At 59.1% G+C, this 16,422-nt stretch carries 15 protein-coding genes and 1 pseudogene; 8 read left to right on the top strand and 8 right to left on the bottom strand.

The features are described from left to right. The first annotated feature begins 57 nt into the window (after positions 1-57). From KYE_RS12425 to KYE_RS12415, 3 genes are all read left to right on the top strand, one after another. Positions 58-1,569 (top strand): CoA-acylating methylmalonate-semialdehyde dehydrogenase, encoded by a 1,512-nt coding sequence (locus KYE_RS12425; RefSeq protein ID WP_008173873.1) that lies wholly within the window; start codon positions 58-60, stop codon positions 1,567-1,569. 28 nt (positions 1,570-1,597) lie between these two features. After that, positions 1,598-3,268, top strand: coding sequence for a GMC family oxidoreductase (locus KYE_RS12420; protein ID WP_008173871.1), 1,671 nt, complete (start codon positions 1,598-1,600; stop codon positions 3,266-3,268). A gap of 90 nt (positions 3,269-3,358) precedes the next feature. Then, positions 3,359-3,979 (top strand): LysE family translocator, encoded by a 621-nt coding sequence (locus KYE_RS12415; RefSeq protein ID WP_008173869.1) that lies wholly within the window; start codon positions 3,359-3,361, stop codon positions 3,977-3,979. A gap of 5 nt (positions 3,980-3,984) precedes the next feature. Here KYE_RS12415 and KYE_RS12410 read toward each other — a convergent pair whose 3' ends face one another. Next, complete coding sequence (locus tag KYE_RS12410; RefSeq protein ID WP_008173867.1) at positions 3,985-4,656, bottom strand: NAD(P)H-binding protein; 672 nt, start codon at positions 4,654-4,656, stop codon at positions 3,985-3,987. 137 nt (positions 4,657-4,793) lie between these two features. Between KYE_RS12410 and KYE_RS12405 the strand changes: the two genes are divergently transcribed. Next, positions 4,794-5,585, top strand: a complete 792-nt coding sequence (locus KYE_RS12405; protein WP_008173865.1) for a M48 family metallopeptidase — start codon at positions 4,794-4,796, stop codon at positions 5,583-5,585. Positions 5,586-5,654: 69 nt separating this feature from the next. Further along, positions 5,655-6,167 (top strand): DUF2244 domain-containing protein, encoded by a 513-nt coding sequence (locus KYE_RS12400; RefSeq protein WP_008173864.1) that lies wholly within the window; start codon positions 5,655-5,657, stop codon positions 6,165-6,167. Positions 6,168-6,190: 23 nt separating this feature from the next. Here KYE_RS12400 and KYE_RS12395 read toward each other — a convergent pair whose 3' ends face one another. Together KYE_RS12395 and KYE_RS12390 are read right to left on the bottom strand one after the other, a co-directional pair. Then, the gene (locus tag KYE_RS12395; RefSeq protein WP_008173862.1) at positions 6,191-6,973 is read right to left on the bottom strand and encodes a substrate-binding periplasmic protein; all 783 of its coding nucleotides are present in this window, start codon (positions 6,971-6,973) and stop codon (positions 6,191-6,193) included. A 211-nt stretch (positions 6,974-7,184) separates the two neighbouring features. After that, entirely contained in the window at positions 7,185-8,093 is a 909-nt protein-coding gene (locus KYE_RS12390) for a diacylglycerol/lipid kinase family protein (RefSeq protein WP_008173860.1), read from the bottom strand. A 79-nt stretch (positions 8,094-8,172) separates the two neighbouring features. Between KYE_RS12390 and KYE_RS12385 the strand changes: the two genes are divergently transcribed. Further along, entirely contained in the window at positions 8,173-9,063 is an 891-nt protein-coding gene (locus KYE_RS12385) for a haloalkane dehalogenase (RefSeq protein ID WP_039882028.1), read from the top strand. A 26-nt stretch (positions 9,064-9,089) separates the two neighbouring features. On the opposite strand, the gene rarD is transcribed toward KYE_RS12385, so the two are convergent. The 5 genes from rarD to KYE_RS12360 form a co-directional block, all read right to left on the bottom strand. Next, complete coding sequence (gene rarD, locus KYE_RS12380) at positions 9,090-9,980, bottom strand: EamA family transporter RarD (RefSeq protein WP_008173857.1); 891 nt, start codon at positions 9,978-9,980, stop codon at positions 9,090-9,092. Positions 9,981-10,005: 25 nt separating this feature from the next. Beyond that, positions 10,006-10,893 (bottom strand): DMT family transporter, encoded by an 888-nt coding sequence (locus KYE_RS12375; protein WP_008173855.1) that lies wholly within the window; start codon positions 10,891-10,893, stop codon positions 10,006-10,008. Between the two features lie 103 nt (positions 10,894-10,996). Then, positions 10,997-13,192, bottom strand: a complete 2,196-nt coding sequence (locus KYE_RS12370) for a hypothetical protein (protein ID WP_008173854.1) — start codon at positions 13,190-13,192, stop codon at positions 10,997-10,999. Further along, on the bottom strand, positions 13,189-13,923 hold the full coding sequence (locus KYE_RS12365; RefSeq protein ID WP_008173851.1) for a TVP38/TMEM64 family protein: 735 nt from the start codon (positions 13,921-13,923) through the stop codon (positions 13,189-13,191). The genes KYE_RS12370 and KYE_RS12365 overlap by 4 nt, the downstream gene beginning before the upstream one ends. 59 nt (positions 13,924-13,982) lie before the next feature. Further along, positions 13,983-14,222, bottom strand: a complete 240-nt coding sequence (locus tag KYE_RS12360) for a TIGR02647 family protein (protein WP_008173849.1) — start codon at positions 14,220-14,222, stop codon at positions 13,983-13,985. Positions 14,223-14,277: 55 nt separating this feature from the next. Between KYE_RS12360 and KYE_RS12355 the strand changes: the two genes are divergently transcribed. Both KYE_RS12355 and KYE_RS12350 read left to right on the top strand, forming a co-directional pair. Next, positions 14,278-14,976 carry a pseudouridine synthase gene (locus tag KYE_RS12355; protein ID WP_008173846.1) on the top strand — a complete coding sequence of 233 codons (699 nt, stop codon included), beginning with the start codon at positions 14,278-14,280 and terminating at the stop codon, positions 14,974-14,976. Between the two features lie 77 nt (positions 14,977-15,053). After that, positions 15,054-16,403, top strand: a pseudogene (locus tag KYE_RS12350) (dicarboxylate/amino acid:cation symporter). Positions 16,404-16,422 lie beyond the last annotated feature (19 nt).

Here is a 16,422-nt window from a genome sequence, read left to right as displayed (position 1 = left end):
TAGCAGAATGCATTTCTGCCATTTCGAGCGGCCAATCGCGAAAAGACAGAGGCATCCATGACCAACGCAACCATCCAGCATTATATCAATGGCGAAATATCTCTCGGCACATCCAGCCAGTCCCAGGACGTGTTCAATCCGGCCACCGGACAGGTCACAGGCCGCGTAGCTCTGGCCGGCCGTGAGGACGTAGACGCCGCTGTTGCTGCCGCCGATGCTGCATTCCCCGCCTGGGCCGACACACCGCCCATTCGCCGGGCCAGGGTCATGTTCAAGTTTCTGGAACTGTTGAACACTCACAAGGATGACCTGGCCCGCGCCATCACCGCGGAGCATGGCAAGGTATTCACGGACGCCCAGGGCGAAGTAGCCCGGGGCATCGACATCGTCGAGTTCGCCTGCGGCATTCCCCAGCTTCTGAAAGGCGATTACACCGAGCAGGTCAGCACGGGTATCGATAACTGGACCACCCGCCAGCCCCTGGGCGTGGTCGCCGGCGTTACCCCGTTCAACTTCCCGGCGATGGTGCCCATGTGGATGTTTCCGGTAGCCATTGCGGCAGGCAACACCTTTGTCCTGAAGCCCAGCCCGCTCGACCCGAGCGCTTCCCTGATGATTGCCGACCTGCTCAAACAGGCCGGCCTGCCCGATGGCGTATTTAACGTGGTGCAGGGCGACAAGGACGCGGTGAACGCCCTGATCGAGCATCCGGATGTCCAGGCCCTGAGTTTTGTCGGATCCACCCCGATTGCCAACCTGCTTTACGAGAAAGGCGCCAAGCACGGCAAGCGTATTCAGGCGCTGGGCGGCGCCAAGAACCACATGGTGGTGATGCCGGACGCCGATCTCGACAAAGCGGTCGATGCCCTGATCGGTGCCGCTTATGGTAGTGCCGGCGAGCGCTGCATGGCCATCAGTGTGGCGGTGCTTGTCGGGGATGTTGCGGACAAGATCGTGCCAAGACTGGCCGAGCGGGCCCGAAGCCTGAAAGTGAAAAACGGCGAACAGCTGGATGCCGAGATGGGCCCGATTGTTACCGCCGCCGCACACCAGCGCATTACCGGCTACATTGACAAGGGTATGGCAGAAGGTGCCGAGCTGGTCGTGGATGGCCGGGAGTTCGATGCCTCGAACACCGGCGATGGCTGCGCCGATGGTTTCTGGATGGGCGGTTCACTGTTTGATCACGTCACGCCCGATATGACGATCTATCGTGAAGAAATCTTCGGACCGGTTCTGGCCTGTGTCCGGGTACCCGATATCGCAACGGCGATTCGTCTGATCAACGACCACGAATTCGGCAACGGTGTCAGCTGCTTCACCGAGAGCGGCAGCGTGGCCCGGGAATTTGGCCGCCGAATCCAGGTCGGCATGGTCGGGATTAACGTACCCATTCCCGTACCCATGGCGTGGCACGGCTTTGGCGGCTGGAAGCGCTCGATGTTTGGCGACACCCACGCTTACGGCGAAGAGGGCGTGAAGTTCTACACGCGCCAGAAATCCATCATGCAGCGCTGGTCCGATTCCATTGATGCCGGTGCGGAATTTGTGATGCCGACCGCCAAGTAACTAGAAAACCAGCAGCGGAGAAAACGCCATGTCCGACAACAACAATGCGACGGGACATCAGGAGTTCGATTACATCATTATCGGCGCCGGCACTGCCGGCTGCCTGCTGGCCAACCGGCTGAGCGCAAACCCGGAGAATCGGGTGCTACTGATCGAGGCTGGCGGACGGGATAACTACCACTGGATTCATATCCCGGTGGGCTACCTGTACTGCATCGACAATCCGCGAACAGACTGGCGTTTCCGTACCGAGCCCGATCCTGGCCTGAACGGCCGATCCCTCATCTACCCCCGCGGCAAGACTCTGGGTGGCTGCTCCAGCATCAACGGGATGCTCTATATTCGTGGTCAGGCCCGTGATTACCAGCAGTGGGCCGAAATTACCGGCGAGGACGCCTGGAACTGGGACAACTGTCTTCCCGATTTCATGCGCCATGAAGATCACTACCGCCTTGATGAGGGCGGCGATGCCGATCCGGAGCACCGCAAGTACCACGGTCACGGCGGGGAATGGCGTGTGGAGCATCAGCGCCTGAAGTGGAAAGTGCTGGAGGACTTTGCCACTGCCTGCGTCGAGGCGGGCATACCCCGGACCCGGGATTTCAACCGCGGCGACAACGAGGGCGTGGATTACTTTGAGGTGAATCAGCGCTCCGGCTGGCGCTGGAATACGTCCAAAGCGTTCCTGAGGAACGCGGAAAAGCGTTCCAACCTGACCCTGTGGCACTCAACCCATGTATTAGGGCTCGAGACAGAAAACGCCGGCTCCGGACCTCGCTGTGTCGGCGTTCGGGTCGAGCGGTCTGGCGGAGATGACGTTATCGCCAGGGCAAAACGGGAAGTCATCCTGTCCGCTGGCGCCATTGGCTCCCCGCAGCTTCTGCAACTCTCGGGCATTGGTCCCGCCGACCTCCTCAAGGAACACGGAATTGATGTAGTTGCCGACCTGCCCGGCGTTGGCGAGAACCTCCAGGATCACTTGCAGATCCGGTCTGTGTACAAGGTGAAAGGGGTCACAACGCTGAACACCATGGCCAATTCCCTGATCGGCAAGGCCAGGATCGGCCTGGAATACCTGCTTACACGCTCGGGGCCGATGAGTATGGCGCCCTCACAGCTGTGTCTGTTTACCCGCAGTTCCGAGGAATACGATTACGCCAACATCGAATACCATGTGCAGCCCCTTAGCCTGGACGCCTTCGGGCAGCCGCTTCACAATTTCCCGGCCATCACCGCCAGCGTCTGCAATCTGAACCCCACCAGCCGGGGTACGGTGCGCATCCGCAGCAACGATCCAAAACAGGCACCGGCGATATCCCCCAATTACCTGAGCACGCCGGAAGACCGGAAAGTTGCGGCAGACTCGTTGCGAGTGACGCGTCGTATTGCCGAGCAGCCTGCGTTCATGCAGTACCAGCCGGAGGAATTCAAACCCGGCCTTGAGTACCAGACCGACGACGAGCTGGCGAAGCTGGCGGGCGACATCGGCACCACGATCTTTCACCCGGTGGGCACTACCCGTATGGGGCGAGCCGATGATGAACAGGCAGTAGTGGACCCGCACCTGAGGGTCCGGGGTGTGGCGGGATTGCGCGTGGTGGATGCTGGGGTAATGCCCACGATCACCAGCGGCAACACCAATTCGCCAACCCTGATGATTGCCGAGAAGGCCGCCAGGTGGATTCTGGCGGGTGATTGAGCATTGAACTGATTGCAGTTTCCAGGTTTTTACCGGCGGACAGGCTGCTAGAATCGGCAGCCTGTTTCAATTGCAAAGGACTGATCCACCATGACGCTTGCAACCTGGCTGACCGTGGTCACCATCTGCATTCTGGGCGCTATGTCCCCGGGACCCTCGCTGGCACTGGTGCTCAAGCAGACGCTCACCGGTGGTCGGCGCAATGGCATCATGACCGCTCTTAGCCATGGCATCGGTGTCGGCATCTATGCCTTTCTGAGCATCCTCGGGCTCGCCGCCATCATCACCGCCTCGCCAACGGCGTTTTCAATTCTGCAATGGGGCGGCGCCCTGTACCTGGCCTGGCTGGGCGTGAAAGGACTGATGGCAAAGCGGCAGGCGGATGACGAACTGCCCGAGCCGCCCACCACCAAAAGTGCGGCCCGTGACGGTTTTCTGATTGCCTTCTTCAACCCGAAAATCGCGGTATTCTTCCTGGCCCTGTTCAGCCAGGTCGTGGGCACCGACACCAGCCTGATGGCCAAGTTCGGCTATGCCGCAACCGCCCTTGTCATTGATACCAGCTGGTACCTGATCGTCGCCTGGCTGTTCTCCAACCCGAAATGGCTGACCCTGCTCAGACAGAAAGCCGTGTGGTTCGAGCGTATCTTCGGGGCCATTCTCATTGGACTGGCCGGCCGTCTGGTTGTCGGCATTCTGAACGGGAAATAACCGGCTCAGCCCGCCAGCTGGACAATCTCATCGTACTCGCGCGTCTGGACCACCTGCTCGGCAGCAGGCTCTGAGGCCAGCCTACACGCCTCATTGACCATGGCATTGGCCACCGTTTGCGCCTCGATGCCGCGGTACTTATCCAGGGGACCGATCAGCAGACGGTTCACCAGTGGCATCGCTTTTATGCCCAGGGCCTCGGCGGTGCGCTGTTCTTTGCGATCGCCCAACAACAGACTCGGGTGATAGATGGACAGGTAGGGATAGTCGAGATCTCTCAGGGCGTCTTCAAGCTCGCCCTTTACCCGGTTATAGAAAATAGTCGACGACGACGAGGCTCCAATCGCAGACATCAGGATGAACGCTCGTACTCCACGGGAGCGACCCAGCTCACCGGCTTTCATCGGGTAGCCCAGATCCACCTTCCGGAACTGATCCTGTGAGCCCGCTTTTTTGATGGTGGTGCCCAGGCAGCAGATAATCACATCCACATCGAACAGTTCGGCGTGATCCTCCAAGCGATCGAAATCGACTTCATGCTGTGCCAGTTTGTCATGCAGCGTCGGCAGCTTGTGTCTCACCAGCGCCACCACCTGCGAAACTTCCTCCCTTCCCAGCAAACCCTGTAGCACTTTGCCACCAGTCAGGCCGGTAGCGCCCAGCAACATCACCCTCATAATCGTCTTTCCCCCATAACCGACTTACCATCCTACCAAAGACCCGCAACAAACGCTGACAGGATGGCGTAAGTCTCCCCGACCGCGAATACTAACGATAGAATCAGAGTTTTACTTTACGGGTAACGGAGACCTGCTTGAAATCGCTTTTGCTTATCCTCGTGACTGTCATCTTCCTTACCGGCTGCCAGGAATCCCCTACCGGCCGGAACCGCCTGGCCCTGGTTCCCGAAGCTGTTCTGGCTGATATGGGCCAGGAAAGCTTCGCGCAGATAAAGCAGCAAAATGCCGTAATCAGAAGGCCTGACATCAACCGCTTAGTACAGTGTATTACGGAAGCTCTGGTCAGCGCCGCCCACACCCGATATCCGGACGCTCCAATGCCACAGTCCTGGGAGATTGCCGTCTTTGAAAATGCCACACCCAACGCTTTTGCCCTGCCCGGAGGCAAGATCGGCGTGCATTCAGGGCTACTTGAACTGGCCGAAAATCAGGCCCAGCTGGCCACGGTGATTGGTCACGAAATAGCCCATGTTCTTGCCGACCACGGCAATGAACGCCTGACCCAGGAACTGGGCCTGCAAGCAGGAATGCTGCTGGTGGGCCTGTTCACCGAAAGTGAAATTGCGGAGAACCAGATACAGCAGGCTCTGGGCATTGGCGCCCAACTGGGTATTACGCTGCCGTTCAGTCGTGCCCATGAGGAGGAGGCCGATTTGATGGGCCTGGAAATCATGGCCCGGGCCGGTTTTGAACCGGGCCAGAGTGTCAGGCTCTGGCAGAACATGGCGCAGGCTTCGGGCGCACAACCGCTGGAATTTCTATCCACCCATCCGAATCACGACACCCGCATTGCCTCCCTGCAAAATCAGCTGGAGACTGCCCGCTCGGTTTTCGAAACGGTTCCTCCAGCCAACTGTCAGATCTGATCAAGTCGCACTCACCGTATAATTGACTATCATCAAGTCTAGCGGCGCGTTAAAACTGAGGCAGATTCCATGGTGGAACGCTTGCCACATCCGGATGGTTTCCGGCTGGTCCTGACACCCAACCGTTCCCTCAGCTGGCATGGCAATGTCCGGATATGGGCCGCCCTGTTCGTGCTTTCAGCCCTTATCGCAACGGGCTTTACGCTTATGGGCGCCTGGGTGATTATTCCGTTTGCCGGGCTGGAGCTGATTGCGCTCGCTTGCGGCATCTACCTGACCTCGCGGGAGTGCCAGCGGCAGGAGGTGCTGTCCATCGACGATGAGGACATTCATCTGGAGAAAGGCAGAAAGCGCAAGCAGGCCGAGTGGACCCTTCCCACCCGTTATGCGCGGCTCAGGGTTGCCTCACCGCCGCACCCGTTCACACCGGCGAAGCTCTCTCTGACCCATCGGGATACTGAAGTATCAATTGGCGGCTTCCTGAACATCGAGGATACCGAAAAGCTCATTGGCATGCTTGAGAAGAACGGGTTGCTGATCGAACGCAAAGAGCCCGATCCGCAGATCGGGCTCTGGTTCTGAAAATTCCGCCCATCCCTGATTGCTTATTCGTAGCTGGCAGCGATTCTTTCGATCTCTCCAGCCTCACGAGCCTCGTCCAGAGCCTGCTGGAGATCCTCGATCACAGCCGGATCGGTATTGTTACTGAATGCCAGATACATGGGCGTCTCCCGGAATACCAGCACCGGCTGCAGCCCGGTGATACCGTGCTCTTCCTCTGCCATCAGGGGGCCCACCAGGCCGTCGGTAACCCACAGGTCGGCCTGGCCGAGGGTAAGGCGACGAGTGTTCACATCACCTGAAACCCCCATCACCACGTTGAATCCCTGGTCAACCAGGTACTCGGACATCACATCGCCCTTGTACCCGGCGATTCTCAGGTCTTTGGCTTCTTCCAGGGAGTCCAGAGAGATATCGGAGTCTGGCGCGGCGAACAACGTCCACTTGATTGATGCCAGGGGACCTACCCATTGAAACTGATCTTCCCGCTCGTCGGTGCGCGCGGTGCAGAACAGACCATGATTTTCGCGATCCTGTACCCAGTTGTAGGCATAGCTCCAGTCCCGCATTTTCATCACGTAGTCATAGTCGACCCGGGACAGCATCGCCTTGACCATATCCGCACAGATACCGGTTATGTCGTCTTCATTGTGGGCGAACCCTTTCCCGGTTTCAGAGGCATTATAGGGAGGGTAGTTTTCCGTAAAGATATACAGGCGCTCGGCCGCAAGGGCCGGGAGGCCAATGGCCGACAGGGTCAACGCGATGAGGCCGGTTTTAATGCCTGTGATTAACTTCGAGGAGACCGGTGCAGTTTCTGTGGGCATTCTCTAGTCCTTTTCGACGATTCAGCTGGAACGGAAGTCAGGCGGCCGCATTGAGTGGCCATAAACCAGGGACATGATTGCAAAAGCGACATACTGGCATTTAATGTCAGCCTTTCTGGTTGATTATGCCAGCAAAACCCATGATTGCGCTTCCTGCGGAAAAAGTCAGTGACAAAACGTATCTGGAAAACCTGCCATCTTTCTGTGGAGCTCAGGCGCCACCAGAGATAACGTCTCCGGCGTCACCGTCGGCAGTACTGACAATCCTGTCACTAATCACACGCAGGCAGCCGCTCTTGCAGACTACGTTGAGAGGCGTTCTGGAGACCACATCCCCGTCGGCCGTAACGGTTTTAGGTTTGCCGGTGTGTACCAGGCAGCGTTGGCTCCTGATATGGACCAGCGTGCTGGTGCGCCGAGGAGTCTGCCGGTTCAGGCGAACCATCAGAAACGTGAACAAAAGCTGAAGAATGGGGCGTGGCCGGACCGCGACAATAGCCAGCTGGCCATCGCTGACGGATGCCTCGGGAATCTCGTTGCCACCGCCAAAAAAAGCGCCATTGGCCACCGCGATGGAAAGCCACCGGCCCTTCACGACGCCCCGATCGCAACGGATGGTTGCCCTGAAGCCTCGCTTCGCATTCAGCCGGCGTAATAATTCGACCACATAGCTGAAACGCCCGAAGAGCTTTTTCCCGGTATCGCGGGATTCCCGTGCAGGGAGGGTTCCCATGCCGACATGGGCAACGTTCAAAAACATACCGTCACCATAATCCGCGACATCCACAATTTGCGTTCGGCCGCTGGCAATCGACTTACACAGCGCTCCCGGCTGGTGGGGAAGCCCCAGATTCCGGGCAAAGTCGTTGGCTGTACCAGACGGCAGGACAGCAAGGGTGGCCCCCTTCTCCAGGCAAACGGCGGCGGCCCGGCTTACCGAACCGTCTCCGCCCGCGACTATAAGCGTGTCCCGGTCGTCGATCCTGGTGCTCCAGTCGGATTCCTCAAAGTCACAGCATCGAGGATCGTGGATACCGGCAGTTGCCAGGTGCTCCAGCCAGAAGTCCCGGCCTCGCTCACCATCGCCAGCACCGGAATTGCATATCAGCCAATAAGTCATGGCGCTTGTCTCTGCTCCCCTGCTCCAGCACAATCCTGTCGACCATTCCCTCACAATAATGAACAACAAGGCAAGCTCGATGGATTTTGTCAGAACCCCGGAAAAACGCTTTGAACGACTCCTGGATTACCCGTTTGAGCCCCACTACGTGGAGGTAGACGGGCTGCGTATGCACTACTTGGACGAAGGGCCGGCCAACGAAAGTCCCGTTCTGATGATGCATGGCGAACCTTCCTGGTCTTACCTCTACCGGCATATGATTCCGATCTGCGCGGCGGCCGGCCACCGGGTTATCGCCCCGGACCTGATCGGTTTCGGCAAGTCCGACAAACCCACGTCCCTTGACGACTATTCCTACCAGCAGCACATGGACTGGATGCAATCGTTCCTCGATCAGCTCGGACTCACCAACATCACTCTGGTATGCCAGGATTGGGGCTCATTGCTTGGGCTGCGGCTGGCGGCAGAGAATCCCGAGCGGTTCCGGGCCATTGTGGTGGGCAACGGCATGTTACCTACCGGCGATCAGACAGCCCCGCCGGCCTTCAAGATCTGGAAGAATTTTGCCCTGCACAGTCCCTGGTTTCCCATTGCACGGATCATCAACACCGGCTCTTTCCGCAAGCTGGGCCCCGATGAAATGCGGGCCTACGACGCGCCCTTCCCTGGCAAAAAGTACAAAGCCGGCGCCCGGGCCTTCCCCAGACTGGTGCCGATGCACCCGGACGATCCCGCCAGTGAGGCTAACCGGAACGCCTGGAAAGTGCTCGAACGTTGGGAAAAGCCGTTTCTGACCACCTTCAGCAATGGCGATCCGATCACTCGGGGCGGCGACGCCTATATGCAGAAGCGGATTCCAGGTGCAAAAGACCAGCCCCACGTAACCCTCAAGGGCGGTCATTTTCTTCAGGAAGATTCACCCGTGCCCTTCGCCCGGGCCATCAATGATCTGCTCGCGACACTCTCCTGAGCGGTGTAGTCCTGAGGGTGGCAAACTCAATCCTGGCCCACCGGCACCCGCGGCCGGTAGTGCCAGGAAGACCAGCTGTACAGGCCCAGTGCAATCCAGATCACCACAAAGCTCGTCAGTTGGGCATCACTCAAAGGCTCGCCGAACACGAGCAGGGCAATAAAGAACTGCAGGGTGGGATTGATGTACATCAGGAAGCCGACGGTCGCCAACCGCAGGCGCCGGGCGGCACCGGCAAAAAGTAGCAGCGGAATGGCTGTCACAATGCCGCTGGCCATCAGCAGGCTGCCAATGTAGGCACTGTCGGCGAAGTGCGACATTCCCTCGCTCGCCAGCCATCCAAAGGTCAGCAGGCCGACCGGCAACAGCAGCATGGTTTCAACGAACAGGCCGGAAAGCCCATCGAGCACCACCTGTTTTCGAACGAGGCCATAAGTACCGAAACTCATGGCAAGGGCGAGTGAAATCCACGGCAGTTCACCAAGCATCGCAAGCTGGATCAGAATACCAACGCCTGCGAGCATCACCGCAGCCATCTGCCACGGCCCCATGCGTTCGCGAAGCACGAGCATGCCCAGGGCGACATTCACCAGTGGCGTCAGGAAATAGCCCAGGCTGGCCTGGAGAACATGGCGGGTTTCCACGGAATAAATGTAGATGCCCCAGTTGGCGGCAATGAGCAGCGCACAGGCAAGAACGCGCCAGAGCTGCTTCGGATTCGCCAATGCCGCTCTCACAGCAGGCCAGCGACGGAGGCCACTTATGACCACAGCGAGAAAAACACAGGACCAGATGATCCGGTGAATCAAGATTTCAAAGGCCGGCACACCCTCAAACAGGGCAAAGAACAGAGGAAAACAGCCCCAGATGGTATAGGCGCTCAAGCCATACCAGACGCCCTTGGTCACTTCCGTCATGTGTTAACCACCCCTGGGAACAGTTTTAAGCCGGTTTTTTCTGGGTAACCACCAGCGCGACACCCACGATGGCAATCAGACCACCCGTCATGGCCAGCCCACCGAGGCGCTCATCAAACAGCAGGTACGCCTCCAGTGCAGTGACCGGTGGCACCAGGTAGAACAGGCTGGCGACCTGGGAAGCCGCACCCTGGCGGATCAGCCACATCAATAGCAGGACGGCACCAGTGGATAAGCCGATGACAAGCCAGGCCATGGACAGCTGCAGTTGCAGGCTCCACTCGACCTCCCGGGTTTCCAGGGCAAAGGCGCCAATGGCAAACAGGACGGCCGCTGCCGAAAACTGAATTAACGTGCCAGCAACCAGATCCGCGCTGGCGCCGTAGCGTTTCTGATAGACGGTGCCCATTGATATGCCGGCAAGTGCAAAAACGGCCCAGAGCAGACTCCAGGGTGAGAACATTGAGTCTGAGCCGCTGACGCCGAATTTTTCAAGAAGCACCAGCGCAACACCGATGAGGCCGAGGGCGAGCCCGGCCCATTGGCGACCACTGACGGACTCCTTGAGGAAGGCAACGGCCGCAGCTGCGGTTACAAGCGGCTGCAAGCCAACGATCAGGGAAACAATCCCGGACGCCATGCCGTCCTGAATCGCGTAGTAAACGCCACCCAGGTAGCAGCCATGCACCAGCATGCCGGTGACCGCAAGATGTCCGGCACCGCGCCAGCCCGGCCAGCGGGTTTTCATGACCCAGGCCAGGGCTCCAAGCACCACCAGTGTCAGCAGCATGCGGATCAGCAGCAGCGTAAACGGCTCCGCAAAGGGCAGACCGTACTTGGCGCCGATAAAACCAGTACTCCACAGCCAGACGAACAGCGCGGGCACGAAAAACGAGTAAAACAGTGAGCGCATGAAACTCAACCGGATTCGATGTATTTGTCAGTCAGCTTACTTTATAAGTTAGCAGGCAAACAAAACAGATACAGAAATCCGGTTTCGTGACCAGTACAGTTTGTCAGGCGCGGGTCTCCGGCAGCCTTACTTCGATAGCCGGCTCGGAATCGTGCCAGTTACCCTCCCAGGTGACTTCGGGTGCTGCGCCCGGCCGGGGCGTAATGGTGACGGACACGGATCCGAAACTGGTCGGTGCCGGCCCGAAGCGGATTGGTTTGTCCTGCTCCAGCCACCGGGGAGGGATACCAGCTCCGAGAATGAGACGATCTCCCTCCTCCCGGACAAAGCAGTTGCGGACCATCAACACCCACTCGGCCGACGCCCAGACATGGTGACCATCGCCCATACAGCCGCCCTCGGTCGCCGGATGTATGGCTTCCGGCCATTGCCCGGTGGGCGATGCCAGGCCAGCCACCGCATCCACCAGATCCAGGAATCGAGCATCGCCCGCACGCAGGAGGACCTGAGCCACGTGCAGGGTGAGGTAGGCGTTAAGACCCGAGTGAATCATGTCCTGATAGAACGCCCCTTTCACAAAGCATTTTTCGAGCAGGAATTCGGCACAGTCCAGCAACCTGGGATCATCCGGCTCACACAGCTGGGTCGGATAACCCATCGCCAGTGAGCCTATGGCGCCCGCATCCAGGCGGCGATAGGGCGAGGCCGGCATTCCCGGTCGTTTGAGTCGCTGCTCGCAGGTTGCCAGGCTGCGATCCACCGTCTGGCTGAACTCCCGGGCACCGGCGCCGAAATGCTCGCCGATTTCCCGGTCAATCGTGGCAAACAGTGATTCGGCGGCCTTCAGGCCGGCGATGCCCCAGAAGTCGTCCCAGTAGTAATAGTCATTGGGCCCCAGGTGTTCGGCGCTGAATCCGGCGGGCAAAAGGCCAGCGTGAGGCCCTTCGATATTTTCACTCAGGCGTTTATTCTCGATCCAGCGAGCGCCCTTGCGCACCGGCTCCTGCCACTCCGGGTGCAGAGGTCGACCCGTAAGCTCATGGAACCGCCTCAGAATCCAGAGCACTTCTCCATTGGCATCCCATTCCCCTTCCTGGGAGCGGAAATAGCCGTTTTTCAGTTGCCGCGCCGGGAACTGGTAGAGCGCCCGCTCAGCGCGATCTGTAAGACCTGCACAGAGCAAGGCATGGATAATGAACGCGGCATCGCGAAACCAGAAACGCTTGTAGGTATAGGGCCCGGGGTACACATCTTCCGGAGAGTGCAGCACCAGGGAATTCAGGGCGGCGTCATAGAGGAACTGCCAGTTTTCGTCGGGGCACTCCAGGCGGGCATGGCCATGAAGGGCGGCCGCCCAGCCGTCAGAGCGAATAACTGGCGCCGACTCATCCTGCAGCGGCACCCTGAGCCTGAGCTCCGACTCCTCACCTGCTTCGACCCGGAACAGGGCCGCTGCGGTGACCATGCCGACGTCGCACTGCCCTTCGCACTGGTCTTCCTTGTCCTGCAGATGAATCCGAACATCACCCTCGCGATAGTTCGACACATGATGACGCTCTGCCGGGCGACTGAAAAACACCGCCTGCTTGCCATCTATGGTCCAGGCGTCTCTCTGCTCGGACAGCCGGACCTTGTTGATAAAGCTGATTCCTTCAGGATTGGCGGGGCGCAAGGATATGACCAGAGAGCCGGAAGTCTCGGCCCGGGCCTTCACGACCATTTCGCAAACCGCCCGGCCGTTTTCGACTACCACCCGGGAACGACTGGTCAGGGCCAGCCCGTCCAGTTCGGACTCTGTGACCACGCAGGGACCACCCTCAAGTTCCTGGCGTTGCCGGGCCGTTTTGCAACGAGAGGGCAGAAGGCACCGGCCATCGTCCGCCAGCAGCCACGCATCCAGTGACCAGCCGTCATGGAGCGGTGTCAGCAACCCCCGGGGATCCACCACGGGCAACTCATCCACATCCGGCTGGCCGATGGCCGTCCAGTTACGGTTACTGAGATTGATGTGGGTAATCGAGAATGCCCGGGGAATGAAGGCAATGTCTTCGGGGTCGAACTGGCGCTCCACCCAGTAAGGCCAGACCCAATCGAGGTTGTGCTGGATGACCCGACTGTTGATCAGCCCCCGCGCATGGAAAACCACGCCGGCCCGGAGCAGTTCGATGGGCTCGCCGACTTCCGAAGGCTGGGCAAAACTGTGAAGTTTCCCGAGCAGCGCGATCGGATCGAGGAAACCATGGCGGTGGGCCACGCGTTTTACCAGGTAACGCCAGGGCAGCCACTTCATCCAGCTCATTCGTTTGCCTCCTGTTCTGTTGGCTCAGTCTCGACCTTGTAACGGGCGAGTGCCCGCCGGGCGAGACGATTGAGAAACACCACGGCCATTACCGTGCCTACGAAACCGGCACCGTAAATGGCCCACTCCAGGGGTGAACGGCCGGTTTCCCGCACACCCAGAGTTGACAGGTCGGCGGCAAGCGAGCCGAGATACACGTTATGCAGGGAAAAGGGAATCACACCGAAAAAGGTGCCGACAACGAAACCGCCAAACGAGAAGTTGGTGAGACCGAACAGAAAATTGGACAGCTTGCCGGGGAAGAAAGGGATCAGACGGGTCAGGAGTACGATTTTCCAGCCGTGAGGCGCCATTTCGTTGCTGACGACAGACAATCGCGCGCGGCTGCGAATGTACACACGGGCGTGCTCACCCAGAAAATGCCGGGCAACCAGAAAGGCAATGGCCGAGCCCAACGTAGTGCCCACCACCACGTAGGCTGTGCCTTCCAACACGCCGAACACGAAACCCGCTCCGGTGGTCAACAACACCCCGGGCAGAAGCAGCACCATGGCCAGCACCATGATGCCGACAAAGAGGAGAGCCGCCCAGGCCCCCTGGGTATCAAACCAGCGCAGAAGCTCAACGACCTGCTGATGCACACCGAAGGCGTAAAGCAGACCGACTATCAGCCCAACGGCGGCAATGCTCCCGCCCATCCAGAGGACGGGCGACTTCTTCCAGTTGCTCATGGCCTCACCCTAACGCGGGAGGGCACCGGGTCTCAAAGGCCGGACAGGTCATCCGCGCTTTATGAGCTACTGAGAATCGACTGGAGCTTCTGGGTCAGATCCACTGCCTCTGCCCCCAACGGCGTGAGGTAGCCGCCATCTTTCTGGCTGATCAGCCCCTTGGCATGCAGGTTTTCGGCGGCCTTCACAGTTTCCGGAGCCGCCGAATGGGCATGAACCTTGAGCCCTTCCTGAGTCGAGGTGGAAGGAAATTGGCCCAGCAAATTGAGTTCGGCAAGGTGATCAACAGAGAATGGCATGGCATTTCCTCGTATTATTATCGGGGGTTTACATTCAGCATAGCCGATTCACACCATGAAGCTTTCACGAATTCTCAGCAACCGGAATGACATCAGTCGCCGTCAGGCCAATTTTCTGATTGCTTCCGGTCGGGTGGCCGTAAATGACGTCACCTGCCGCGATGCTGCTGCCGAGGTGGATCGGTTTTCATGCGTACGGATGGACGGCGATATCATTCAAGAGGCGGAAGCCTGCCATTACCTCATGCTCCACAAACCTGCAGGTTTTCTGAGTGCAACGCTCGACGACACCCATCGGACCGTGATGGAGCTGATCTCGCCAGAACTGCGCGAGGATCTGCACATTGCCGGACGACTCGACCGCGCCAGCACGGGCCTGCTGATTCTCACCAATGATGGCCGCTGGTCACGCCAGCTTACCGAGCCCCGAATCAAGATCCCGAAAGTCTACCGGGTCAGCACCGCCTATCCGATTTCTCCAGAGACCCCTCATCGATTCGCGGAGGGCATCTGGTTTGAGTTCGAGCAACTCACCACCTCACCTGCTGACCTGGATCTTCTGAGCCCCTGTGAAGCCAGAGTGACCATTTACGAAGGCCGTTACCATCAGGTGAAGCGCATGTTCCATGCCGTCGGTAATCGCGTAACGGCCCTGCATCGGGAACGGATGGGAAATATCCTGTTGGACGATGACCTGGCGGCCGGCGAATACCGCTCACTGACTGCCGAAGAAATCAACCTGATGCCGGATTGATCTGCCTCACAAACGCAGAGCCAGCATGGGCTATGCTTTCAGGGTAGCTCCAACAGAAACAGGGAAGATTCAAGGCAATGCCAAACCAGACGAGCGATTTTTACCCACGGCCACTGCGTCATCTCAGCAGCTACCTCTCGGGGCTGGTGCAGGGAAAGCTCTGGCTGAAGGTGCTCATTGGCATGTTCCTCGGGTTGATTACAGGCACGCTCCTGGGACCGTCGGTGGGACTCGTGGAACCGGAAACCGGGACGTTGATCGGTAACTGGCTGGCTTTCCCGGGGCAACTGTTTCTGGCCACCATCCAGATGATCGTAATCCCCCTGGTAATTGCCTCGGTGGTTCGCGGGCTCGCCGCCAGCGAAGACCTTGAACAGTTGCGAAAGCTGGGCCTGAGGGTAACCGGCTTTTTCGTAATCACGACGGCCATGGCAGCATCGATAGGTCTCTGGATCGGCGACCTGATCAACCCCGGCAGAATGATGGCAGGGCTCGGCACTCCCGTTGAGGCCGGGGAAAACAGTGTGCCTGTTGCCTCCATGCCGGGTGTGGATGAGCTGCCCAAGACCCTGATCGGGCTGCTACCGGGCAACCCGCTCGATGCCATGGTTGAAGGCCAGATGCTCCAGGTGGTGATCTTCTCCATCATTGTCGGCATTGCCCTGGTGAGCATGGCCCCGGAAAAATCCAGGCCCATGCTGGACCTGCTCGATTCCCTCTAGCAAATCTGCATGACGGTCGTACGCTGGGCAATGCGTCTTGCCCCCATTGCCGTGTTCGGCCTGATGGCCCAACTCACAACCACGCTGGGATTCCGGGCAATGCTGGGCATGGCATCCTACGTCGCAACCGTCATTGCGGGCTTGCTGGTGCTTCTGGGTGTTTACATGCTGATCCTGAAGCTGCTCGCCGGCCAATCCCCCGTCCGGTTCCTGAAAGACACCCGGGATGTACTGTTGCTGGCCTTTTCCACATCCAGCTCGGCGGCCGTCATGCCGCTTTCCATAAGAACCGCCGAAGACAAGCTCGGTGTCCGGCCGTCGGTTTCCCAGTTCGTGATTCCCCTGGGCGCCACCATCAACATGAACGGCACGGCACTCTACCAGGCCGTTGCAACCATCTTTCTGGCACAGGTCTACGGCATTGATCTCAGCATGGGCAGTATGGCGCTCGTGGTCGCCATGGCTGTGGGCGCGTCCATCGGCTCACCGGCCACGCCCGGGGTAGGCATCGTGATCCTTGCCATGGTGCTGCAAACCGTGGGCATTCCTCCCAGCGGCATCGCACTGATCATGGGTGTGGATCGAATCCTGGATATGTGCCGTACGGCCATCAACGTGACGGGCGATCTGGTGACCTGCCGGCTGATGGAGAATCTGGCGGGAAAGAGACTGCCGCCCGAACCAGTACCGGAACAAACGTCTTGATCGGGCGGAGATGACTTGA

Source organism: Marinobacter manganoxydans MnI7-9 (genome assembly GCF_000235625.1).
Lineage (GTDB): Bacteria > Pseudomonadota > Gammaproteobacteria > Pseudomonadales > Oleiphilaceae > Marinobacter > Marinobacter manganoxydans.
Note: the sequence above shows the minus strand (reverse complement) of the source record. Positions and strands in the feature narration are given on the sequence as shown.

What these genes read in the sequence shown, in the direction of transcription:
- KYE_RS12410 (WP_008173867.1), bottom strand. Translation starts at nt 4,656, where the DNA reads ATGAGGGTGATGTTGCTGGGCGCTACCGGCCTGACTGGTGGCAAAGTG.
- KYE_RS12420 (WP_008173871.1), top strand. Translation starts at nt 1,598, where the DNA reads ATGTCCGACAACAACAATGCGACGGGACATCAGGAGTTCGATTACATC.
- KYE_RS12355 (WP_008173846.1), top strand. Translation starts at nt 14,278, where the DNA reads ATGAAGCTTTCACGAATTCTCAGCAACCGGAATGACATCAGTCGCCGT.
- KYE_RS12395 (WP_008173862.1), bottom strand. Translation starts at nt 6,973, where the DNA reads ATGCCCACAGAAACTGCACCGGTCTCCTCGAAGTTAATCACAGGCATT.
- KYE_RS12390 (WP_008173860.1), bottom strand. Translation starts at nt 8,093, where the DNA reads ATGACTTATTGGCTGATATGCAATTCCGGTGCTGGCGATGGTGAGCGA.
- KYE_RS12360 (WP_008173849.1), bottom strand. Translation starts at nt 14,222, where the DNA reads ATGCCATTCTCTGTTGATCACCTTGCCGAACTCAATTTGCTGGGCCAA.
- KYE_RS12400 (WP_008173864.1), top strand. Translation starts at nt 5,655, where the DNA reads ATGGTGGAACGCTTGCCACATCCGGATGGTTTCCGGCTGGTCCTGACA.
- KYE_RS12385 (WP_039882028.1), top strand. Translation starts at nt 8,173, where the DNA reads ATGGATTTTGTCAGAACCCCGGAAAAACGCTTTGAACGACTCCTGGAT.
- rarD (WP_008173857.1), bottom strand. Translation starts at nt 9,980, where the DNA reads ATGACGGAAGTGACCAAGGGCGTCTGGTATGGCTTGAGCGCCTATACC.
- KYE_RS12425 (WP_008173873.1), top strand. Translation starts at nt 58, where the DNA reads ATGACCAACGCAACCATCCAGCATTATATCAATGGCGAAATATCTCTC.
- KYE_RS12375 (WP_008173855.1), bottom strand. Translation starts at nt 10,893, where the DNA reads ATGCGCTCACTGTTTTACTCGTTTTTCGTGCCCGCGCTGTTCGTCTGG.
- KYE_RS12365 (WP_008173851.1), bottom strand. Translation starts at nt 13,923, where the DNA reads ATGAGCAACTGGAAGAAGTCGCCCGTCCTCTGGATGGGCGGGAGCATT.
- KYE_RS12415 (WP_008173869.1), top strand. Translation starts at nt 3,359, where the DNA reads ATGACGCTTGCAACCTGGCTGACCGTGGTCACCATCTGCATTCTGGGC.
- KYE_RS12370 (WP_008173854.1), bottom strand. Translation starts at nt 13,192, where the DNA reads ATGAGCTGGATGAAGTGGCTGCCCTGGCGTTACCTGGTAAAACGCGTG.